This window comes from Alteromonas sp. 1_MG-2023, from assembly GCF_030547075.1.
Taxonomy (GTDB): Bacteria; Pseudomonadota; Gammaproteobacteria; order Enterobacterales; family Alteromonadaceae; genus Alteromonas.
The window spans coordinates 65,029-87,024 of sequence record NZ_JAUOQH010000013.1 but is presented as its reverse complement, the minus strand read 5'-3'; the positions used below and the strand labels follow the sequence as shown (position 1 = coordinate 87,024).

The window sequence follows — 21,996 nt, the reverse complement described above, 5'->3', positions numbered from 1 at the left end:
CATATGATAAAAATCAAGAAAGGTCTCGACCTCCCAATAGAGGGAGCGCCGAAGCAGGAGATCGATGAAGGATCTGCCGTTTCACGCGTTGCCATTCTGGGAGAAGAATATGTGGGTATGCGACCTACCATGCACGTGCAAGTTGGCGATGTAGTGAAAAAAGGCCAGATGCTTTTTGAAGATAAAAAGAATCCTGGCGTTAAGTTCACTGCTCCTGCAGCAGGTGAAGTGGTAGAAGTAAACCGTGGTGCAAGACGTGTTTTGCAATCAGTTGTAGTGAAAGTAAATGGCAATGATGCTGTTAGCTTTGACAAAATCGCTGCTGAGCAAATTGCGAATACAACACGGGAGCAACTCCAGTCAATCTTAGTAGAGTCAGGCATGTGGACAGCGTTACGCACACGTCCATTTAGCAAATCTCCAGCCCTTGACTCGGTACCAAATTCAATCTTTGTTACAGCAATGGACACCAACCCGCTAGCAGCGGACCCAGCGGTGATTATTGCTGAGCGTAACGATGACTTCGTTAACGGTCTTAAAGCGTTAACCCAGTTAAGCGGCGGCAAAGTTTACGTTTGTAAGGCAGCAGGCTCTTCAGTCGCAACGGGTGACGCTGCGGTAGACGTAGAAGAATTCGGTGGCCCACATCCTGCGGGACTAGCTGGTACACATATCCATTATTTGGATTCTGCTGGTTTGAACAAAACGGTTTGGCACATTAGCTATCAAGATGTAATGGCCTTTGGCGCATTACTTACTACTGGTGAGCTAGACACTCGTCGTGTTATTGCTATCGGTGGACCATCTGCTAAAAACCCTCGCTTAGTTCGTACCTCTTTAGGTGCCGATTTAGGTGAGTTGCTAGCAAACGAACAACAAGATGGTGATGTACGCGTGGTTTCAGGCTCCGTGTTAAACGGTGTAACTGCAAATGGTGTTCACGGCTTTTTAGGTCGTTTCCACTCACAAGTATCATTGCTTAAAGAAGGTCGCGAGAAGAAGTTTCTTGGTTGGATCACCCCTGGTTCAGACAAGCACTCGGTTACGCGCGCTTACCTTGGTCACTTAGGTGGCGGTAAGAAATTTGATATGACAACAACAACCAATGGCTCTGAGCGCTCTATGGTGCCAATTGGTAACTACGAACGCGTTATGCCCCTAGATATCATTCCTACGCTTTTGCTTAGAGATCTGATTTCTGGTGATTGTGACAGTGCTCAAACGTTGGGTTGTTTAGAGTTGGACGAAGAAGATTTAGCCTTGTGTACTTACGTATGCCCAGGCAAATACAACTACGGCCCAATTTTACGCGACTGTTTGACCACTATTGAGAAAGAGGGTTAGTCATGGGTTTAAAAGCGTATTTAGAAAAAATTGAACCAAACTTTGAACCAGGTGGAAAGCACGAAAAATGGTATGCATTGTATGAAGCAGCGGCAACTATTTTCTATACACCAGGTAAAGTAAACAAAGCTAACACGCACGTGCGTGACAGCATTGACCTTAAACGCATCATGATTTTGGTGTGGTTAGCAACATTCCCAGCAATGTTCTTCGGTATGTACAACATTGGTTTCCAAGCGCAAGATGCTATTGCTGCTGGTGCCGGTACACTTCCTGATACATGGCAAGCAGGACTATTCACTGCGTTAGGCGGAGACTTAGCTAATTCTGGAATTTTAGGGCTGTTCTTCTACGGTGCCTGCTTCTGGTTACCTATCTATGCAGTCACCTTCATTGTAGGTGGCTTCTGGGAAGTATTGTTTGCGTCAGTGCGTAAGCATGAAGTTAACGAAGGTTTCTTCGTTACCTCAGTACTTTTCGCATTAACATTACCGGCAACTATCCCGCTTTGGCAGGTTGCATTAGGTATTACCTTTGGTGTGGTTATCGCTAAAGAAGTATTCGGTGGAACTGGCCGTAACTTCCTTAACCCTGCACTATCTGGTCGTGCGTTCTTATACTTCGCATACCCGGCACAAATCTCTGGCGACCAAGTTTGGGTTGCTGCCGATGGTTACTCAGGTGCAACGTCATTAAGCCAAGCAGCTTCAGGCGCGCTTGATTACACTAACATGGACCTTTGGTTTGACAGCTTCTTCGGTACTATCGCAGGTTCTGCGGGTGAAGTATCTGCATTGGCCATCTTAATTGGTGGTTTGTTCATTATGTATATGCGTATTGCAAGCTGGCGAATTGTTGCTGGTGTAGCAATCGGTGTAGCCGTGTTTGCCACCTTGCTGAATATGATTGGTAGCGATACCAACTATATGTTTGCAATGCCTGCCTATTGGCACTTCGTTATTGGTGGTCTTGCCTTTGGTATGTTCTTTATGGCGACAGACCCAGTGTCTGCATCGTTTACCAACCAAGGTAAGTGGGCATACGGTATTTTCATCGGCTTTATGACAGTACTTGTTCGTGTGCTAAACCCAGCCTTCCCAGAAGGTGTAATGTTGGCCATTCTTTTTGCCAACCTTTGGGCGCCACTGTTCGACTATTTCGTCGCACAAAGTAATATCAAGCGGAGGGTAGCTCGTGTCGGCTAAAAAAGAATCTTTAGGAAAAACGATTGGCGTTGTAGTCGCCGTTTGTCTTGTGTGTTCAATTGTTGTATCTGGCGCGGCAGTAGGCTTACGCTCGCTACAACAAACCAATGCGTCGCTTGATAAAAAGAGCAACATTTTGAACGCAGCCGGGCTTTACGAAACAGGTATGACAGGTAAAGCAATCGAAAGTACATATAGCGAAAAGATTGAATCTCGCTATGTTGATTTGGAAAGCGGTGAGTTTGTAGAAGCACCTGAGCCAGATTACGATATGTATAAAGCCGCGAAGCAAACTGAGTACAGCACAAAGGTAACTAACAGCAACGTTGGCTTCCAACGTCGCCCGAATGTTGCCAGTGTTTATTTGGTACGTGACGAAGCTGGCGATGTATCTCGCATTATCTTGCCTGTGCACGGTAGTGGTCTATGGGATCTTATGTACGGTTTTCTTGCCCTTGACGCCGATGGCGAAACAGTTCGTGAGTTGATTTACTATCAACAAAAAGAAACACCAGGACTTGGTGGCGAAGTGCAAAATCCAGCGTGGCAGGACAAATGGGATGGAAAGAAACTATTTGAAGATGGCGATGTGGCTATCCGCGTAGTTAAAAATGCAAACCCAAGCAATCCACACACTATTGATGCGCTTTCAGGTGCTACCCTAACCAGTAAAGGTGTTGAAAACACCATTCAATACTGGGTAGGCGAGCAAGGCTTCGGCCAGTTCCTGAAGACTCAGGCATGGCGTTCATAAGGGGAGTCTCATGGCAGATACTAAAGAAATGAAAAAGGCCCTCTTTGGGCCAATTATGGACAACAACCCAATTGCCTTGCAGGTACTTGGTATTTGTTCTGCACTGGCTATTACCACTAAGCTTGAAACAGCCTTGGTAATGTCTTTGGCGCTAACCACGGTTGTTGCGTTCTCGAACTTGTTTATTTCAATGATTCGTAACCAGATCCCATCAAGCGTTCGTATCATCATCCAAATGACTATCATTGCGTCTTTGGTAATCGTAGTTGACCAAATACTGAAAGCTTATTCGTATGAAATTTCGAAGCAGCTGTCCGTATTCGTTGGTTTGATTATTACTAACTGTATCGTAATGGGTCGTGCTGAAGCCTATGCAATGAAGAGCCCACCTCTGATGAGCTTTTTAGATGGTATTGGTAACGGTTTGGGTTACTCATTCGTATTGATTGTTATTGGTACAATCAAAGAGCTATTCGGTTTCGGTACAATTTTAGGTTTCGAAATTCTTCCTTTAGTTCAAAACGGTGGTTGGTATCAGGGTAATGGTTTGTTAATCCTACCATTTAGCTCATTCTTCTTAATCGGCGGTATGATTTGGGTTATCCGTACCCTTCGTCCCGAGCAAGTAGAGCCTAAGGAGTAAGTCATGGAACATTATTTGTCGTTATTTGTTCGCTCAATTTTTGTTGAGAACATGGCGTTATCACTTTTCTTAGGTATGTGTACCTTCTTGGCGGTATCGAAGAAAGTTAAAACTGCTATGGGTCTTGGTGTTGCGGTAATCGTAGTACTGGGTATTTCTGTACCGGTTAACCAAATCATTTATGTGAACATCCTTGCACCAGGTGCACTAGCGTGGGCTGGTTTCCCTGATGCAGATTTAAGCTTCCTAAACTTCCTAACCTTTATCGGCGTTATCGCGGCATTGGTTCAAATTTTGGAAATGAGCTTAGACAAGTTTTTCCCTGCGCTTTATAACGCGCTTGGTATCTTCCTTCCGCTAATTACGGTTAACTGCGCTATCTTCGGTGGTGTGGCATTCGCGGTACAACGTGAATACAACTTGACCGAAAGTGTCGTTTACGGCGTAGGAAGTGGTATGGGCTGGGCAATAGCTATTGTGTTATTGGCCGCTGTACGTGAAAAGCTTAAATATGCCGATATGCCTGATGGTATTCGTGGTCTGGGCTCTGTGTTCATGATTGCGGGTCTTATGGCACTTGGCTTCCAGTCATTCACTGGTATTCAGCTGTAATCGAGCTCGGGAGCATATAAATGAATCAAGTAGAAATTTTCCTAGGCGTCGGCATGTTTATTGCCATTGTATTGGCGCTAGTATTTATCATCATGTTTGCCAAGTCGAAGCTGGTACCAAGCGGTGATGTAACCATCACTATTAATGGTGACCCAGACAAAGCAATTAAAACTGAGCCAGGCGGCAAGCTTCTTGGCGCACTAGCAGATGCAGGATACTTCGTATCTTCAGCATGTGGTGGTGGTGGTTCTTGTGGTCAGTGTCGTGTAGACGTGCATTCAGGTGGTGGTGAAATCCTTCCAACTGAACTTGATCACATCACTAAAGGTGAAGCTCGTGAAGGCTGCCGTTTATCATGTCAGGTTGCGATTAAGCAAGACATGGAAATCGAGCTTGAAGAGTCGGTATTTGGTGTTAAGAAGTGGGATTGTGAAGTTATTTCTAACGATAACAAAGCTACTTTCATCAAAGAACTTAAGCTTCAAATTCCTAACGGTGAAAGCGTACCTTTCCGTGCTGGTGGTTACATTCAAATTGAAGCCCCTGCGCACCACGTTAAGTACAAAGAGTTTGAAATCCCTGATGAGTATCGCGGTGATTGGGAACGTTTTGGCTTCTTCGATATCGAATCTAAAGTAGATGAAGAAACCATTCGTGCTTATTCAATGGCTAACTACCCAGAAGAAGAAGGCATTATTATGTTGAACGTGCGTATCGCTACGCCGCCACCTAATAACCTAAGCCTACCTGCTGGTAAAATGTCATCGTACATTTGGAGCCTGACTGAGGGTGACAAAGCCACGATTTCTGGTCCATTCGGTGAGTTTTTCGCGAAAGAAACCGAGAACGAAATGGTATTCGTTGGTGGTGGTGCTGGTATGGCGCCAATGCGCTCACATATCTTCGACCAACTTCGTCGCTTAAAATCTGATCGTAAGATGAGCTTCTGGTACGGTGCACGTTCACTTCGTGAAATGTTCTATACAGAAGATTTCGATGAGTTAGCAGCAGAAAATGATAACTTTAAATGGCATGTTGCCCTTTCAGATCCTCAACCAGAGGACAACTGGGAAGGTTACACAGGGTTCATTCACCAAGTTCTTCTTGAGAACTATTTGAAAGACCACCCTGCGCCAGAAGATTGTGAGTTCTACATGTGTGGACCTCCTATGATGAACGCAGCCGTTATCAACATGTTGAAAGAACTAGGTGTTGAAGACGAAAATATAATGCTTGATGACTTCGGTGGTTAATCCGAAATCAATTAGGTAAGAAAGGGGGCGAGAGCCCCCTTTTTGTTTAGTGAAAGGACCATAAACGTGATTCGATTTTTTGCACGTATAGCGTTGGCAATTATGGCTATCAGTATTTTACTGATAGCAAGTTGCAGCGACAAACCGCTTGCAGTAGCGCATCTGCAAGGCCAAACCATGGGCACGACTTATAATGTTAAGTATGTGCTTGGTGAAGGTGAAAAAGAAGTTGAAGGCTTGCAGGAAGAAATTGATGCAAAGCTAGTAAATATTAACAAATTGATGTCAACTTACGACACCACGTCTGAGCTATCACGATTTAACCAATATCGTTATTCGGATAACTTTGCGGTATCGCAAGAGACTCTGACAGTAGTTAATGAAGCATTGCGCTTGGCCCGTTTGAGTGATGGGGTGCTAGATGTTACGGTAGGTCCCTTAGTCAATCTGTGGGGATTTGGACCTAACAAACGCCCAGAGAAAGTGCCAACCCAAGCGGATATTGATGCCGTACGGGATTATGTAGGTTATGAGAAATTATCTACTACGCCAACCGGTCTTATGAAAGCAAACCCTATGCTTTACGTTGATTTATCGACCATTGCTAAGGGGTACGGCGTAGATGAAGTTGCGGCCATTTTAGATTCCCATGATTTACAAAATTATCTTGTAGAGATTGGCGGCGAAATGCGAGTGAAAGGCGAACGTGGCGATGGCAGTGAGTGGCTAATTGCAATTGAAAAGCCGGTGACTACACAGCGCGCAGTACAAAAGGTAGTGTCTATCGGGACTAACGCCATAGCGACATCGGGCGACTATCGTAACTATTACGAAGAAGACGGCAAACGCTATTCTCATTTGATTGACCCGAACACTGGCGCGCCTATCACTCATGATTTGGTGTCGGTTACGGTAGTCAACCCATCTTCAATGATTGCTGATGGCCTAGCTACTGCGTTTAACGTGATGGGATGGGAACGGGCTATTGAACTTGCAGAGCAAGAACAACTTGCTGTATTCCTCATTCGTCGCACGGCAGACGGATTTGAAGAGTATGCCACGCCAGAATTTGATAAACTGGTAGAAGTAAATAATTAAGGAGTAGGCTATGTCTACGTTTATTTTAGCATTCGGTTTCTTCCTCACCATGGTACTTGCTATGGCTGTAGGCTACTTAGTACAGCGCAAGACCATTGCTGGTAGCTGCGGTGGACTAGGCGCATTGGGTATTGCCAAAGCGTGCGATTGCCCCGAACCTTGCGATAGAAAAAAATCTCGCATGGAAAAAGAAGAGGCGAGAGAAAAGAAACTGAATGAGTGGAAACAGAATCAGATCCTTTAATCTGATCTTGTCGCTTTTTGGCTAAGATAGAAACAATACGCAAAACAGCTACTATGTATGAATATAGATGCGCGGTAAGTTAAAAGCTTACCGCGCTTTTTTGTATGCTTCATTTATTACTTGCTCACTATTGATCTCGTTCGCTGGTAAGGTGAATTAATATGCTCTAGAATACTGTCTTTCTATACAGTTTTTTGTAAAGCGGTTCAATTCGTTTGGCAGTTTAGGGGGCAATACGGCATGCGAAAGATCATCCATGTAGATATGGACTGCTTTTATGCTGCGGTTGAAATGCGTGACAACCCTGCGTTACGTAATATCCCTATTGCTATTGGTGGTAGCTCACAGCACCGTGGCGTCATCTCTACCTGTAATTATCCTGCCCGTAAATATGGCGTACGTTCCGCCATGGCCACCGCATACGCATTCAAGCTTTGCCCAAATCTTACCTTAGTGAAAGGGCGTATGGAGGCTTATGTCAAAGAGTCTCAACGAATTCGCGAAATCTTCGCCGACTATACCGATTTAATCGAGCCACTTTCCTTAGATGAAGCTTACCTCGATGTCACCAATAGCCAGTATTGCGGAGGGAGTGCTACATTAATTGCCGAAGAAATTAGAAGCCGAATTGAAGCTGAATTGGGGTTAACCGCGTCGGCGGGTGTTGCTTCCTGTAAATTTGTGGCCAAAGTGGCTAGCGATGAAAATAAACCCAACGGTATTTGTGTTATTACCCCCGACAAACTAGACAGTTTTGTTAGCGCCATGCCCCTTAAGAAAATTCCAGGCGTGGGCAAAGTCACAATGCAAAAGCTGCAACGACTAGGTTTAGCCACCTGTAACGACGTTCGTTCCTACCCCTTTGAGCGTATACAAAAGGAACTGGGCAAGTTTGGTGCGGTATTGTGGGAGCGTGCGCATGGTATTGATGACAGAGAACTTTCGGTATCACGAGAACGCAAGTCTATAGGCGTAGAACGCACCCTAAGCAACGATATTCACTCATTGGAAGAATGTCAGGCTTTCATGCCCCATTTAATGGAGAAGCTTGAAGAGCGCATAGAGGCCCATGAAAAGCGTACTGGTAAACCTGTTCGTATTCGCACTCAGGGCGTTAAACTTAAATTTCAAGATTTCCAATTGACCACCGTTGAACATCGATGCCCTTCGTTAAATGCCCATTACTTTGATACCCTATTGCAAGAAGCTTACGAGCGCGCCAAAGGCCGCGGTATACGATTAGTTGGGCTGCACATTGGCCTAGGTGAGGCGCAAACTATACATCAACTTCCTTTGCCCTTAGAAGGTGAGTAGGGGGGGGCAATAAAGTGAATAAAAGTGAATATAAAGCGACCAGCAGGAGCCATCATGACTACACCAGAATCTAAAATCCCAGAGTCTAAAATCTCAGAACCTGAAACCCCAGAAACTAAAACCCCCGAACTTAGGACCCCAGGTCGTTACCGCCATTACAAAGGCAGCGATTACGATGTTTACGAAGTGGCGACGCATTCAGAAGATGAATCTTCCTTAGTAGTATATCGTCCATGTTATGGTGAAAAAGCCTTGTGGGTTCGTCCATTAAGTATGTTTCAAGAAGAGGTGATGGTAGAAGGCAAATCTGTTCCGCGATTTGCTTATATTGGTGACATCCCAGATGATGATAAAATGATCTGAAGTGCAATCTAGTTCATAGTGTATGTAGTCTTAATAAATAATAAGCACCTCCTGAGGAAACCAAAATGGCGCAATCACTTACCCGAAGTTTGCTACTTGCTGCAAGTTTAGTATCAACCACCTTCATTCCAGCCGCTTTTTCGCAAGACCGTTTTGAAAAAGTTGAAATAGAAGCAACAGCACTTAAAGGCTCTGTGCATATGTTAACGGGGATGGGCGGCAATATCGGCGTTTCTGCAGGCGATGATGGCATTCTTATTATTGATGATCAGTTTGCTCCGCTTGCAGAGAAAATAGCTGCCGCGCTAGGGGAGCTGGGTAGTGATAAGCCAAAGTATGTAATTAACACTCACTACCATGGCGACCATACCGGTTCTAATGCTTTTTTTCACAGTCATAAAGGCGCAACTATTTTAGCCCATGACAACGTGCGTGTTCGATTGGCTAATGATGAAAAAGTCTCTCCTGATGCGCTACCTGCTATTACCTATGAAAACGGTATCAAGCTACATTTTAACGGTGAAACCATTCACATTATGCACTTTGCATCGGGGCATACCGACGGCGATAGTATTGTGTGGTTCGAGGAGCCAAATGTAGTTCACACTGGCGACTTGTATTTTAGTGGGTTATTTCCATTTATTGATTTAAATTCTGGTGGCAGTGTTAAAGGCTACATAGAATCAGTTAAACAGGTGATGGCAAAAATAGACGACGATACGGTACTTATTCCAGGCCATGGGGAGCTTAGCAACAAAGCGGAGTACACAACGTTTCTTGCCATGATTGAAGAGACCTTTGCCTTTGTAAAAGCGCAGAAAGCAAAAGGTATGAACCTTGAAGCCATTACTCAAGCAGGGCTCGATAGTAAATGGGATAAGTGGGCGTGGAGCTTCATCTCCGAAGAGAAGTGGATTGCTACGCTTTACGAAGAGGCCTAAGGCTTTCAAGCAAGATTTAGCTTTTTAGTAACGTCGTATGTAAACCGTTAGGAGCGGAACATCACTGCTCCTAAACGGATCTTTTTTATTACGATTAATCTGGATTTACTGCGAGCTTCGACTTCGGCCTTTATGTTATGAGCGAGTCGTAAACCCGAACTTACCGACCCTATTGTTTTGAGCTATATGGTAGCGTCAGGTTTATTCGTCACTGGTTCCGATATCAATATATCCTTAGCATTTTCGCTGATACTAGAGTTAGTTTCCGATTTGACTGCTGTATTAGTAACCGTCTTAGGTTTACGCGGTGTTTTGTATAGCGGCCAAACGAGTTGCTCTACCCAGTTAGCGTAAAACATACCTTCAATACCGTATTGGGCTGGGTATCTTCGCGTGATTTTGGCAGTTCCAAATAACACGTCCCAGAAAAACAATAGATTTCCGTAATTACCTTTATAATTGGTGATGCCATCGTCAGCCTTTAGGCCGTGGTGTGCGCTATGGGTAGATGGTGTCGATATTGTCCTTTCCACAATCCACGCTAGCTTGTTAAGAAACGGCGTTTGGTACAAAAATCTGTCCCATTTCCATTCGGCATGCGCACCGGTAATCACACTTAGTTTCACCACAAGGTAGAACGCATAGGTCCAACCTAATCCTAAATAGATAAGCGCGCCTGAAAACCACAGCGACGGCATCAACAAATAGTAGAACACGTTATTACGATAGATAATCCGCACGCTCATGTACTTGCCGTTGTGATGTGCACGGTGCAAGTTGTACAGGAAACGGGTGGAGTGAGACAGGCGATGCCACCAATATTGCATCATGTCGTCGAATATCAACAGCAATGCAATATGCAGTAAAATAGATGAGTTGCCCAATGCCCCTTGATTTAGCGCCCCTTGGTACTGGGGCACAATAAGTAACATTAACGCCCCGGCACTAAACAGCACCAAAGGCTGGGTAATGACAAACAACACTAAGGTGCCAATGAGTTCGACTTTTCCATCATCGCTCACTTCTGCGCTTTTCTTTAAAAGCTTCCCCTGCTTTGCTTCCAGTAAGGCAAATAATAGAAAAATACCGATAATCGCAATTTGATAGTTCATAGTTCTCTCCACGTATTGCAGTGAGATTAACACTCTATTAACATGGCAAATATATAGAAGTATAGATTTGGTGAAAATGTGTCTTATGTAAAAGCGCCTAATCAGGTCGTAATGCCAGAATCTTTGCTTGAGATGTGCACGCATTTGGGTACGCCAACCGAGTACGATAAGGGCGCTATGATTCACAATCGAGGGGATTTTAAACCAGGGCTGTCTATCGTGGTGTCTGGCCAAGTGAAGGTGGGCAACTATGGCATGGACGGTAATTATCAACTTACTACAGTGCTAGAACGGGGCGACACTTTTGGTGAATTCACTTTATATGCATCGTTAGCCAGAACCCACCATGCGCAAGCAATGTCCGACTGCACCGTGCTGCAAATTAATGAAAATCGCTTTCGGCAACTCGAAGCTGCCCACCCTGAAGTTGGTGTGTTTTTAACGCGCAATCTTGCCATAAAGCTTCACGCTACCTTAGAGCGGTTAGATGACATTTTACGCTTACCGACTCATGTGCAGTTGGCAAAATTGATTTACCAAACCAGCGTTGCGCAAGCTAACTCAGTTGAAACTAACACCTTTCAAGCTGACTCTTTTCAAGCTAGCTCAGGCCAAACTAGCACTGCAGTAGCGCTTAGGCAAAGCGACTATGCTGAGCGGTTAGGAGTAACTGTGCTAACCGCCCACAAAGCCCTAAATAAGTTGGTATCCCTTTCACTAATTCGAAAGCAATATGGAAAAGTAGAGATTGTTGATATGCAAGCAATGTCGAAATGGCTAAATGACAATGTATCTTTGTTACCTGTCTGAGGCGTGATCACTCATTTAAATCTCTGCTTTATCCAACCATTTCAATTGCGCGAGGGGATAGCCTAAAAAGAACTTTTCTCTGGATAGAATAATTCGATTTTCAATGCGCTTAATACCAAGCTCTTCTCTGTCACTTAACAATGTGCAGGCGTCATTGAGTTTAGCGATATTCGCAAAACAGCTGAAAGACACATAGTCAACTTTCCCCGTTATTTGCATGCAATCCATGAACTCAGGTATTTCTTGAATAGCGGCAATGAAGCGCCGTTTGAAAGGGGCACTGTTGTCATGCAAGGTAAATTCAACATACGCAAAAACATGTTCGCACATAGCTTCAATATTCACGTCTGCATGAAAGGTACGAAAGTAGCCGGCTTCTTTTAGTGCCTTTACCCGCTGGAAGCAGGCACTAGGGGAAAGATTAACGCGACCCGCTAACTCCACGTTGGTAAGGTCTGCTTGCAAATGTAATATGGCCAATATCTTTTGATTATAGCTATCTAAATGAATAATTTTTTTCATAAGGTGATTTCTTTTGCCTCAAACACACGTATTGCCACATTTATGATGGTCTTGCGCGCCGAATGTTATTACTCAGCTACACCAAATTGCACCTAGGTAGGAGATAAAGCATCTTGTATATGTGAAATAATATTTTTAGGAAATAGTAATAAGTTCGTGATTATCGGTGATTTCAGTACTCAGGTTATCAAAAGTTAGCAATTAACAAAATATTATTTTGTGGAAAGTTTGCACAATAGTGTTAGCCGTTTAAATAGGATGTGTATAGCGATTAATGTCTCGTTTAACGTGTGCGTTCTTTATACGTCAGCCAAATAAATTCAAACCAAAAATGCGGGAAAGCGTAAGCTGTTTTGCCTAAAAACTAAAAACTAAAAACTAAAAACTAAAAACTAAAAACTAAAAACTAAAAACTAAAACCTAAAACCTAAAACCTAAAACCGCAAACCTTAACAGGGATAACCAAAAGATGACGTCTGAAAGTACAACAGATACCAACGACTATGCCCTAGAACCTGTGCCTGAAAGCGCACAAACAAGCGGTGTGGCGGTAGGTATGATCAACGGGGCATTGGCTTTTGCGGTACCTGGACTAATTACGGGTATAGAAATAGGCGAAGCGCTGGGCTTTTGGGAAAGCCTCGCTGCTTTTCTGATAGGCGGCTTAATTTTAGCGTTCTTTGGCACGGTGACTGCGCTGGTAGGGCATGCTAACCGGCTAACATCGTTTGTCACCATACGGCATGTGTTTGGCGTGTGGGGCGCAAAGCTGGTGTCTTTTTGTTTTGTACTGTCGTTACTCGGCTGGTACGGCGTTAACCTCGACTTGTTCGCGCTGGCCACTAATGGTTTGTTGGTTGATTACTTGGGCATAACCTTTAACACCAACGCTATCGAGTGGGGTGTTAGTGCGGTGATTGTTATCACTACCTTGTACGGCTTTCAGCGGATGGAAAAATTATCCACTTGGCTGGTGCCCATAATGGGAGTGGTCACATTATTCCTATTAATAAAAAGCGCCATGGCGATAGAGCCCTCAGGCGGCTTGGCGGTGGTAAAGCCTACAATGAGTTTTGGTACGGCGGTATCGGCGGTGGTAGGAAGTTTTATTGTGTCTATTGTTTTACTGCCTGACTTAGCCCGCTTTTGTCGAACAAAACGAGATGCATGGTCAGCGTCTTTCATTCCTTTCTTTCTATTAAGTACGTTTGTATACATTGCTGCCTCTTTAGCCGCCAATGTATTCGGCAGTGACGATATTCTTGCGCTTATGGTAAAAGTGGGGCTAGGACTAGCTGCCTTCATACTACTTATATGTTCAAGTTGGCTCACCAATGTGTTGAATCTATATAGCGCCTCTTTGGGGGCTGCGGCAGTCATTAATGGCGGTAAACAAAAGGTATTGATCATAGCCATGGGTGTGATGGGAGCGGTAGCGTCATCCCTTAATTTGCTTGATAGTTTTTCTGAGTTTTTATTCTCGTTGTCCATCATGTTTACCCCGGTTGCCGCTATCTACTGCGCTGATTTTTTCATTCTAAGAAAGCAAGCTGTGTACCGGGCGCATGACTTTATTCCCTCTTTTAATATTAGCGCCATAGCAGCATGGATAACCGGCATCCTGTTTAGCTTTACAAGCGCTGAAACAGGGCTTTTCATCACGCCTATTGAAGCAATAGACGCTTTGATTGTGTCGTTATTCAGCTACCTCATTTTATCTTATATAACTCGCGTTTTCGGAACTAACATAACTATTAGAGCCAGCAATACAAGCAGCGCCACGGTTAGTACTAGGAGCAGCATCGATAGCAATACAGATAGCAGAGCCGACAGCCCTATCAAGAACAGTACAAAGAGAGAAAACCCATGAAAGAGTTAAGCTTTCAAGATATGAAAGATATTTTGCTTGGCTGCACTGTGCTAGGCACAGGAGGCGGTGGCGAAATGAGTGAAGGCCTAGCACTTGTTGATGAGGTAATCGAAAAAGGCTTGCCAATGCGCCTTGTAGGGCTTGATGAAGCGCCTGATGATGCATGGATATGTACGCCTTATTTACTCGGTGCGCTAGATTTAAGTGCCAAAGAGGCCGACGAATACAAAGCGCTACCTAGAAATACCGAGCCAGCAATTTGCAGCGCGTATAGTCGCATAGAATCTTATTTTGATAGGAAATTTTATGGCACCGTGTGCTGTGAAATGGGCGGTTCTAATACGGCAGTGGCATTTTATACCGCGGCGTTGAATAACGGTGTGGTGATTGATGCTGACCCTGCTGGGCGGGCAGTGCCAGAAATTACCCATTCAACCTATTATTTAAACGGCCTTGATGCCGCGCCTGTTATTGCCGCTAATAGCTTTTGCGAAACCTTTGTGTGTGAAGGATTGCGTGACGATCAAAGAGCTGAGCATGTTATGCGGGCTCTTTGCCAAGTGAGTGCCAACGACATTGCGGCTATCGACCATGCTATGCCTGTAAAAGACATTCGCCACGCCTTAATTGGCGGAACGATTTCTAAGGCATGGGCACTAGGTAAAGCGGTGTCGGCTGCCATGGTGCAAGGCGGTGATGTTGCCAAAGTGATTGCAGACGTGGGTAATGGCTTTGTTGCCTTTAGAGGCAAAGTGACCGCCTTTGAATTTGATACGGTAGGTGGTTTTTCTGTTGGAACCGTCGATTTAGCTGGCACCGCTGATGACGAAGGCCATACCTATCAGTTAGGGGTTAAGAACGAAAACTTAGTCAGTTATTACGACGGTGAAGTGGACGTGACTATCCCAGATTTAATCTGCGTGATAGATGATAATACGGGGGAGCCCGTGACCAATCCGCATTATGAAATTGGCCAATCGTTGGCGGTTATTATCTTACCTGCCCCTGATGCGTTTTTGACCCAGAAGGGTTTAGACACCTTTGGCCCAGCCTATGTGGGTGTGGATGCACCTTATCGCCCTGCTAGCTTGCAAAATAGGCATAATAAATAGGTGTAAATTAGACGTATTGCGCGTTGCTTAGCGCGCCAAGCTTGTTTATGCTCAATGCCTGCTAATATTTACGTTCTATAAAGGGTATATCGTGTGTGAACTGCTTGGCATGAGTGCCAATACGCCAACTGATTTGTGTTTTAGCTTTACCGGCCTCACCCGACGCGGTGGCGAAACAGGCCCGCACAAAGACGGCTGGGGTATGGCATTTTATGAAGGCAAGGGCATACGCCTTTTTCACGACCCCGAACCCTGTGCTACCTCTCAAATTGCAGAGTTTGTTTCCCATCTGCCGATTAAAAGCGAAACGGCTATTTGTCATATTCGCCAAGCCAATGTCGGCAATATTAATCTTGCCAATACCCACCCCTTTACCCGAGAAATGTGGGGTAAGTATTGGGTGTTTGCACATAATGGGCAGCTACCTAACTTTGTGCCTCGTGAAGGCATGTATGAAGCGGTAGGAGATACCGACAGCGAAGCCATGTTCTGCGATTTAATGAATCAAGTGCGGGAAAACCTGCCTCGTGATGCTATGCCGCAACAATTGGCCGATACGCTGGTAAATATCGCCAAAGGCTACGCAGAGCAAGGTGTATTTAATTGCTTGCTAAGCAATGGCGAATGGTTGTTTTCATTTTGCAGCACGAAAATGGCCAGTATTACCCGCCGCGCGCCGTTTGGCCCAGCTTGCTTAAGTGACGTGGAAGTAGAAATTGATTTTGCCGCTGAAACTACACCCAATGACGTGGTGAGCATTATTGCCACCGCGCCGCTTACTCATGACGAACAGTGGGATATATACGAACGTGGTGAATGGAAGCTATGGCAGCAAGGCGAAGTAATTGCCAGCGGCAAAGTAGATGTCCCGGTTCATAAATCTGAAGCCGCTATGACCAGCCCCGATCCCGATTTGAGTGCTCAACAAGCAAGTTGAGCTAGCATCGCGTGTGACTAATCTAATTAATTTAGCTACTTTCGAGCGTTTCAACAATTAGCGACTGAATTTTTTGATAGCGAAGCGGTAGCGAGCGGTGAGGTGTTTTCACAAAATACAGCGGCTCCGTTACATCGTGCTTCGCGGGGTAAATGGTTAAGCTGCTTGCCGCGTTACTAAAGCTATCAAGCACCTTAATAGGCAGTACGGTGAAGCCTAACCCTTTGCTTATCGGCAATAAAATTTGAGATAGTTGGTTGATGTAACCACGCTTTGGCAACCTGCGTGGGTCTAATTGCATCAGAGCCTGCTCGCCACTGTGACTAAAGTAAAGCTTTAAGTAATGCATGGCGTCTGGGTGATTTATCAATCCAAGGTCGAGCAATGTATCGTCTATCGCACCATAAGGCGTACCCTTAGGTAAAATAAGCCCCAGTGATTCATGGCCTATCTTTTCAGATGAAAACAATTCCTCGTCAGGCTGCTGGGTAACTATGCCTAGTTCAAGGCTAGACGCTTGAATGTTGTTCAATATGGTGCGGTTTGGGGCAACTTCTAAATGTATGCTCAAGCGAGGATGGGTGACTTGTAGCTCAACTAACACAGGGTACAAACGCTGGGCTAATGCACCAGAACACCCAATGACGCACTTACCTTCATAGGGTGCATCAAACTTTAAACTCTCTATCAGCGCTTGCTCATGCTTACTCAAGCTTAGCGCATAGTCGTAAACTCGCTGGCCTTGTTCGGTCAGTTCAACCCCTTTACCCAAGCGAATAAGTAGCGCACAGCCACAGGCCTCTTCAAGCTTCTTAATATGCTGGCTCACGCCTGGCTGGGTCATAAACCGCTGTTCTGCGGTGCGGGTAAAATTACCAGTTTCAACTAACATCTTAAAGGTGTCGAGCCACAAAGGGTTTAGCATGCTATAAATTTATATTATGGATTTAAGAAATAATCATAATTTCTAGTAGTGGGTTTGTCTAGTTAATATACGTGCATACTTTACATCGAGGAGATAAAGATGACTGAAGCAGTTAAAACCCCTTATCCACGTACGTTTTCACATATTGGTATTTCGGTTCCAGACCTTGATGCCGCCGTTAAGTTTTACACTGAAGTACTAGGCTGGTACTTAATCATGAAGCCAACTGAAATTGTTGAAGATGACTCACCAATTGGTGAAATGTGTACTGATGTATTTGGTGCAGGTTGGGATAAATTCCGTATTGCTCACCTTTCAACGGGCGACCGTGTAGGTGTTGAAATATTTGAATTTAAAAATCAGGAAAACCCTGAGAACAACTTCGAATACTGGAAAACGGGTGTATTCCATTTCTGTGTTCAAGACCCTGATGTTGAAGGCTTGGCAGAAAAGATTGTAGAAGCGGGTGGTAAGAAACGCATGAAAGCCCCGCGTTACTACTACCCAGGTGAAAAGCCTTACCGCATGATTTACATGGAAGACCCGTTTGGTAACATCCTTGAAATTTATAGCCACAGCTATGAACTTCATTATGCGAGCGGTGCCTACCAATAAGTAAAGAAGGCAGTAGGTAAAGGCGAGTGGCTCACTCGCCTTTTTTAATGGGCAGAAAAAATATTCTATTGGCTGTTTTTATTAGCTCTTATTATTGCTACTTAACCCCATTGTGATGCAACGTAAGGGTTACTGGCTTTCTCTTTTGCTACCGTGGTGGTAGGGCCATGACCAGGATAAATCACCATATCGTCAGGTAGTGTTAAAATATTCGCGTTTATTGAATCGAGTAGCTGTTGATGATTTCCCTGAGGGAAATCAGTGCGCCCAATTGAACCAGCAAAAATCACATCACCCACAATAACCTTGTTACTTATTCGCTCCACAAGGACCACATGGCCAGGGGTATGCCCCGGGCAGTGCAACACCTCAAGCGTTAGCGCGCCAACTGAAATGGTATCCTTGTCGTTTAACCATTGGTTAGGTAAAAAGGGCGTGGCAGGTGGAAAGCCAAACATTTGGCTTTGCTGCATAAGAGCATCTAGCCAGAATTTGTCACCTAGGTGTGGCCCAACAATCGGCACATCGTAGTGTTTAGCCAGTTCGACGGTGCCGCCTACATGGTCTAAATGACCGTGGGTAAGAATGATTTTTTCAATAGTTACCTGATTATCTGACACCGCGCGGATGAGTTTCTGTATATCTCCGCCAGGGTCAACAAATGCCCCTTGCTTGCTACCTGCGTCCCAAATAAGCGAACAGTTTTGAGCAAATGGCGTCACCGGTATAATAATAATTTCCAATGTGCTTCCTCCTAACAGCGGCTATTTCGAAAACACTTTTTTGCCTGCTATGTAGGTAGCATGCACTTGGGTTTTCCAAATATCCTTTTTATCTACGGTAAAGATATCTTGATCAACCAGTATAAAATCCGCCCATTTGCCCGGCGTAAGGGTGCCAAGTGTATCTTCCATATGACCCGCGTAAGCAGCATCTAAGGTAAAGCCTTTAAAGGCTTGCTTAATCGTAAGCGCCTCGTGGGCGTACCAGCCTTCAACGGGTTGGTTTTCTCTGTCTTGGCGAGTTACCGCAGCGTGTAATCCATAGAAAGGGTTAGCTAACTCTACTGGGAAGTCTGAACCAAGAGGCAAAGGAATACCTGATTCAAGTAAAGTTTGCCAAGCATAAGCGCCTTCCATTCTGTCTTTGCCAATACGATCTTCAGCCATGTTTTTGTCGCTGGTGGCATGTGTTGGTTGCATGGATGGCAGTACATCTAACTCGGCAAATCGAGCGAGATCTTCAGGCGCGATAACTTGCGCATGTTCTATTCGGTTACGCAATTCACTACCGCCAATAGCGGTAAATGTTTTTTCAAATTCATTAAGCGCAACATGATTCGCTTTATCGCCAATGGCATGATAATTCAATTGGAAACCAGCACCGATTACCGAGGTAAATAACGGCGTCATATCCTCAGGCTGTGTGAGTAATAAACCATGCTGGTGAGGAGCGTCAGAGTAGGGGGCTAATAAGGCCGCGCCTCTGCTGCCAAGCGCACCATCGCCATAGGCTTTGACTGAACGAATATATAAATAATCGTTAGCGTCGCGAATGGGCCCTTTTCCTAATAGTTTACTTAAGTCGGGGTCAGTGGCGCTTATCATGGCGTATATTCGAATGGGTAGTTCAGCTTGAACTGCTTGTTTAATATAAAAGTCGTATACACTACGATCGATACCTGCATCGTGCATCGACGTAATACCATTTGATAGTAAGTGCTTACCTGCTGCATTAAGTTGGCGTTTGTATACCCCATTACTTTGCGTCGGCAAATAGGGTTCGACTAACGCCATAGCATTGTCGATTAATACCCCCGTTGGTTTACCATTAGCATCTTTTACAATTTCACCACCAACCGGCGTGGGTGTGTCTTTGGTGATGCCGGCCAAGGTGAGGGTTTTGGTATTTGCCCAACCCGCATGGCCATCTACTCGGGTTAGCCAAACAGGACGGTCAGATACTTTTTTGTCTAAATCAGAACTGGTGGGAAAGGCTCTGTCAGACCATAACTCTTGGTTCCAACCACGGCCAGTAATCCATGGTTGCGTACTATTTGCCAGTGCATATTCCGCTACGCTATCTGCGGCGTTGGCAGCACTGCTGCTTTCTCGCAAATCCACTTCAAGTAGGTTTGCTCCTAAGCCTAATAAATGCCCGTGAGCATCAATTAGACCCGGCAGCATAACGCGGCCATCACCATCAATAGTTTCTGTTATCGACACGTCATCAGCCATGCCTGCTTCAGTGTCTTTTGCACTGACGTTTAGTGATACCACCTTACCGTTATCAATAAGGATATTTGAGAAGGTCACCAACTCAGCATCATCATTCAGCGTGTAACCTTTTACGTTGGTAAAAAGTGTTGCTGCACAAGCGATACTGGATAGTGTGGTTATAGCAAGTGCACCACCGAATTTAAGAATGGAGCGTTTTATGACGCGGCTGTTATTTTGACTAGGGGTAATTTTACTTACTATTTCTGTCGTATTAACGTGCATTTTTAGCATGCTTATTCTTCCGTGTTAATAATAGGGGGTTGAAGCAAAAAGTCTCGCTCCCAGATTGCGGCCATAGAGGCTTGGCTAATATTGCCGCCAGACAGCATAACCAATGCTGTTTGCCCCGGTGGTGTGTTAGCAGCCCATGCCGCAACCGCCGCCATACTCATGGCGCAAGTGGGTTCTATGTGAAGTTTCAATAGGTGCTGCAGCCACTGCGTCCAGTAGGCTATTTGCAATTCGTCCACTTCGTAAAAATCATCAAGCTCTTGTAATAGAGGAAAGGTCACATTACCCACTGAGGGCGTTGCAGCGCCGTCGGCAAGGGTCACCGGCGGTGCATCGAGGGCAACAATCTCACCTTGCTGCAGTGACTGGGATGCATCGTTGGCGGCAAGTGGTTCAGCCCCAATCACTAACGCATCGGGTTGTAACGCTCGAGCAGTAAGTAACGTGCCCGATAGCAAGCCACCACCGCCACAAGGGGCAAAAATCGCATCTACCTTGCCTACATCTTCTAACGCTTCCATGGCAGCAGTACCTTGGCCAGCTACAATATCAGGGTGGTTGAAGGGTGGTATCCATACCGTACCTGCTTCTTCAGCCGCATTAGCCACGGCAATATCGGCTTCTTGGCGGGTAGGGAAGCGCTTCAACTGCGCCCCATAGCTTTCAGTGGCTGCTGCTTTAATAGGGGAAATGGTTTCGCTAGCGAAAATAGTCGCGGGAATACCATATTTTGCAGCAGCATAAGCCACAGCTTGCGCATGATTACCTGAACTATTAGCCACCACTTTTTGAGGTAGTTCACCTCGTTCATCTAAATGCGCCAAGAAGTTTAATGCACCACGCAGCTTAAACGCCCCAATAGTTTGCAAGCACTCGGCTTTAAACAAAATGCGATGTCCCATCCACTTATTTAACAGGCTCGACTCCATAATAGGCGTGCGCTTTACGTGGTCTTTAATTCTGCCGTAGGCTTGAGTTACAGATGAGTATGAGAGTTCCGTGTCACTTGGTTGCATGAGTAACGCCTTGTATCTTCATTGAAAACACGTTTTATCTACGTGGCTATTTTAATAAAAGTATACCCTACCATTTAAATACGAAAAGGCTAATTCATAAGCTGGTGTATAAGTGTAAGCTAATGTATAAATGCACTCATAAGCTAATCTAAAGCGTGGTGGCAGGCTTGTACCATGAACCACATATGCAAAGTGGGCACGTGGAGAATTGAAAAATTATTCGCAGGCCAAATGATCATGCTACAGTATTGGCGTTTAAAAATAGAGCACATAACGTGCTGAGCGAGCAAGGCTCGTATTTGTTGAGGAGAATAAAATGGGGCTATTTGATACCTTACTAGGTAATGCGAGTGAAACCAGCGCAGAAGCAGTACAAGAAGAACTGTCACCCATACTGGCTGACAACGAAACGGTTACCGCAGCATTTAAACTAGTAAGAGATTTAAGCGTATTTACCAATAAGCGTTTGATTCTTATTGATAAGCAAGGACTAACAGGCAGAAAGGTGAACTACCACTCCATTCCTTATAAATCGATTACGCAGTTTGTAGTAGAAACTGCAGGTCACTTCGATACTGATGCAGAACTAAAAATATGGTTATCAGGTAAAAGTGATGCTATCGAAATTGAGTTAAGTAAAGCGTCGGCGCAAGATGTGCAGAAGAACTTAGCCAATCAGATGTTTGCCTAACGCTATATTTTGCTTATTGCCGGCCTAGGTTTAACGGCGGGTTAAAATAGAAAAAGTGAAGTACAAATAGAAACGGCGATGCTCAAGAGCACCGCCGTTTTTTTG

At 44.9% G+C, this 21,996-nt stretch carries 23 protein-coding genes; 17 read left to right on the top strand and 6 right to left on the bottom strand.

Annotated features, from left to right (window positions below; all coding sequences use genetic code 11):
* The first annotated feature begins 3 nt into the window (after positions 1-3).
* The 11 genes from Q4561_RS14350 to Q4561_RS14300 all read left to right on the top strand — a co-directional run bounded on the left by Q4561_RS14350 (position 4) and on the right by Q4561_RS14300 (position 9,771).
* The gene (locus Q4561_RS14350) at positions 4-1,344 is read left to right on the top strand and encodes a Na(+)-translocating NADH-quinone reductase subunit A (protein WP_303461505.1); all 1,341 of its coding nucleotides are present in this window, start codon (positions 4-6) and stop codon (positions 1,342-1,344) included.
* A gap of 2 nt (positions 1,345-1,346) precedes the next feature.
* Positions 1,347-2,549, top strand: coding sequence for an NADH:ubiquinone reductase (Na(+)-transporting) subunit B (locus tag Q4561_RS14345; protein WP_303461431.1), 1,203 nt, complete (start codon positions 1,347-1,349; stop codon positions 2,547-2,549).
* The gene (locus Q4561_RS14340) at positions 2,539-3,303 is read left to right on the top strand and encodes a Na(+)-translocating NADH-quinone reductase subunit C (RefSeq protein WP_303461429.1); all 765 of its coding nucleotides are present in this window, start codon (positions 2,539-2,541) and stop codon (positions 3,301-3,303) included. Before Q4561_RS14345 ends, Q4561_RS14340 begins: the two co-directional genes overlap by 11 nt.
* A 10-nt stretch (positions 3,304-3,313) precedes the next feature.
* Entirely contained in the window at positions 3,314-3,946 is a 633-nt protein-coding gene (locus Q4561_RS14335; RefSeq protein ID WP_013782593.1) for an NADH:ubiquinone reductase (Na(+)-transporting) subunit D, read from the top strand.
* A 3-nt stretch (positions 3,947-3,949) separates the two neighbouring features.
* The gene (gene nqrE / locus Q4561_RS14330; RefSeq protein WP_013782594.1) at positions 3,950-4,558 is read left to right on the top strand and encodes an NADH:ubiquinone reductase (Na(+)-transporting) subunit E; all 609 of its coding nucleotides are present in this window, start codon (positions 3,950-3,952) and stop codon (positions 4,556-4,558) included.
* A 20-nt stretch (positions 4,559-4,578) separates the two neighbouring features.
* Positions 4,579-5,811 carry an NADH:ubiquinone reductase (Na(+)-transporting) subunit F gene (gene nqrF / locus Q4561_RS14325; protein WP_303461427.1) on the top strand — a complete coding sequence of 411 codons (1,233 nt, stop codon included), beginning with the start codon at positions 4,579-4,581 and terminating at the stop codon, positions 5,809-5,811.
* Positions 5,812-5,877: 66 nt separating this feature from the next.
* Complete coding sequence (locus Q4561_RS14320; protein WP_303461425.1) at positions 5,878-6,909, top strand: FAD:protein FMN transferase; 1,032 nt, start codon at positions 5,878-5,880, stop codon at positions 6,907-6,909.
* 10 nt (positions 6,910-6,919) lie between these two features.
* Entirely contained in the window at positions 6,920-7,153 is a 234-nt protein-coding gene (gene nqrM, locus Q4561_RS14315; RefSeq protein WP_303461424.1) for a (Na+)-NQR maturation NqrM, read from the top strand.
* A gap of 240 nt (positions 7,154-7,393) precedes the next feature.
* Positions 7,394-8,467, top strand: coding sequence for a DNA polymerase IV (dinB, locus tag Q4561_RS14310; RefSeq protein WP_303461422.1), 1,074 nt, complete (start codon positions 7,394-7,396; stop codon positions 8,465-8,467).
* Positions 8,468-8,557: 90 nt separating this feature from the next.
* The gene (locus Q4561_RS14305; protein WP_303461504.1) at positions 8,558-8,830 is read left to right on the top strand and encodes a DUF1653 domain-containing protein; all 273 of its coding nucleotides are present in this window, start codon (positions 8,558-8,560) and stop codon (positions 8,828-8,830) included.
* A gap of 65 nt (positions 8,831-8,895) precedes the next feature.
* Positions 8,896-9,771 (top strand): MBL fold metallo-hydrolase, encoded by an 876-nt coding sequence (locus Q4561_RS14300; RefSeq protein WP_303461420.1) that lies wholly within the window; start codon positions 8,896-8,898, stop codon positions 9,769-9,771.
* 182 nt (positions 9,772-9,953) lie between these two features.
* Here the strand turns inward: Q4561_RS14300 and Q4561_RS14295 are convergent, their stop codons facing one another.
* Positions 9,954-10,883: a sterol desaturase family protein gene (locus Q4561_RS14295; RefSeq protein ID WP_303461419.1), complete on the bottom strand. Its 930-nt coding sequence runs from the start codon at positions 10,881-10,883 to the stop codon at positions 9,954-9,956.
* A 78-nt stretch (positions 10,884-10,961) separates the two neighbouring features.
* Here Q4561_RS14295 and Q4561_RS14290 point away from each other — a divergent pair, with 78 nt between their 5' ends.
* Positions 10,962-11,693 carry a Crp/Fnr family transcriptional regulator gene (locus tag Q4561_RS14290; RefSeq protein ID WP_303461417.1) on the top strand — a complete coding sequence of 244 codons (732 nt, stop codon included), beginning with the start codon at positions 10,962-10,964 and terminating at the stop codon, positions 11,691-11,693.
* Between the two features lie 15 nt (positions 11,694-11,708).
* Here Q4561_RS14290 and Q4561_RS14285 read toward each other — a convergent pair whose 3' ends face one another.
* Positions 11,709-12,215 carry an Lrp/AsnC family transcriptional regulator gene (locus Q4561_RS14285; protein ID WP_303461416.1) on the bottom strand — a complete coding sequence of 169 codons (507 nt, stop codon included), beginning with the start codon at positions 12,213-12,215 and terminating at the stop codon, positions 11,709-11,711.
* 469 nt (positions 12,216-12,684) lie between these two features.
* Here Q4561_RS14285 and Q4561_RS14280 point away from each other — a divergent pair, with 469 nt between their 5' ends.
* The 3 genes from Q4561_RS14280 (at position 12,685) to Q4561_RS14270 (ending at position 16,134) form a co-directional block, all read left to right on the top strand.
* The gene (locus Q4561_RS14280) at positions 12,685-14,085 is read left to right on the top strand and encodes a cytosine permease (protein ID WP_303461414.1); all 1,401 of its coding nucleotides are present in this window, start codon (positions 12,685-12,687) and stop codon (positions 14,083-14,085) included.
* Positions 14,082-15,197, top strand: coding sequence for a DUF917 domain-containing protein (locus Q4561_RS14275; RefSeq protein ID WP_303461412.1), 1,116 nt, complete (start codon positions 14,082-14,084; stop codon positions 15,195-15,197). The genes Q4561_RS14280 and Q4561_RS14275 overlap by 4 nt, the downstream gene beginning before the upstream one ends.
* 91 nt (positions 15,198-15,288) lie before the next feature.
* Entirely contained in the window at positions 15,289-16,134 is an 846-nt protein-coding gene (locus Q4561_RS14270) for a class II glutamine amidotransferase (RefSeq protein WP_303461410.1), read from the top strand.
* A gap of 31 nt (positions 16,135-16,165) precedes the next feature.
* Here Q4561_RS14270 and Q4561_RS14265 read toward each other — a convergent pair whose 3' ends face one another.
* Positions 16,166-17,059, bottom strand: a complete 894-nt coding sequence (locus Q4561_RS14265; RefSeq protein ID WP_303461408.1) for a LysR family transcriptional regulator — start codon at positions 17,057-17,059, stop codon at positions 16,166-16,168.
* A 99-nt stretch (positions 17,060-17,158) separates the two neighbouring features.
* Between Q4561_RS14265 and Q4561_RS14260 the strand changes: the two genes are divergently transcribed.
* Positions 17,159-17,674, top strand: coding sequence for a lactoylglutathione lyase family protein (locus tag Q4561_RS14260; RefSeq protein ID WP_303461406.1), 516 nt, complete (start codon positions 17,159-17,161; stop codon positions 17,672-17,674).
* A gap of 101 nt (positions 17,675-17,775) precedes the next feature.
* Here the strand turns inward: Q4561_RS14260 and Q4561_RS14255 are convergent, their stop codons facing one another.
* Genes Q4561_RS14255 through Q4561_RS14245 form a run of 3 tightly spaced genes read right to left on the bottom strand, consistent with a single transcriptional unit; the run spans position 17,776 to position 21,200 of the window.
* Positions 17,776-18,417, bottom strand: a complete 642-nt coding sequence (locus Q4561_RS14255; RefSeq protein WP_303461404.1) for an MBL fold metallo-hydrolase — start codon at positions 18,415-18,417, stop codon at positions 17,776-17,778.
* Positions 18,418-18,438: 21 nt separating this feature from the next.
* Positions 18,439-20,184, bottom strand: coding sequence for an amidohydrolase (locus Q4561_RS14250; RefSeq protein ID WP_303461402.1), 1,746 nt, complete (start codon positions 20,182-20,184; stop codon positions 18,439-18,441).
* Positions 20,185-20,186: 2 nt separating this feature from the next.
* On the bottom strand, positions 20,187-21,200 hold the full coding sequence (locus Q4561_RS14245; RefSeq protein ID WP_303461400.1) for a serine/threonine dehydratase: 1,014 nt from the start codon (positions 21,198-21,200) through the stop codon (positions 20,187-20,189).
* A 316-nt stretch (positions 21,201-21,516) separates the two neighbouring features.
* Between Q4561_RS14245 and Q4561_RS14240 the strand changes: the two genes are divergently transcribed.
* On the top strand, positions 21,517-21,891 hold the full coding sequence (locus Q4561_RS14240; protein WP_303461398.1) for a PH domain-containing protein: 375 nt from the start codon (positions 21,517-21,519) through the stop codon (positions 21,889-21,891).
* The last annotated feature ends 105 nt before the right edge of the window (positions 21,892-21,996 follow it).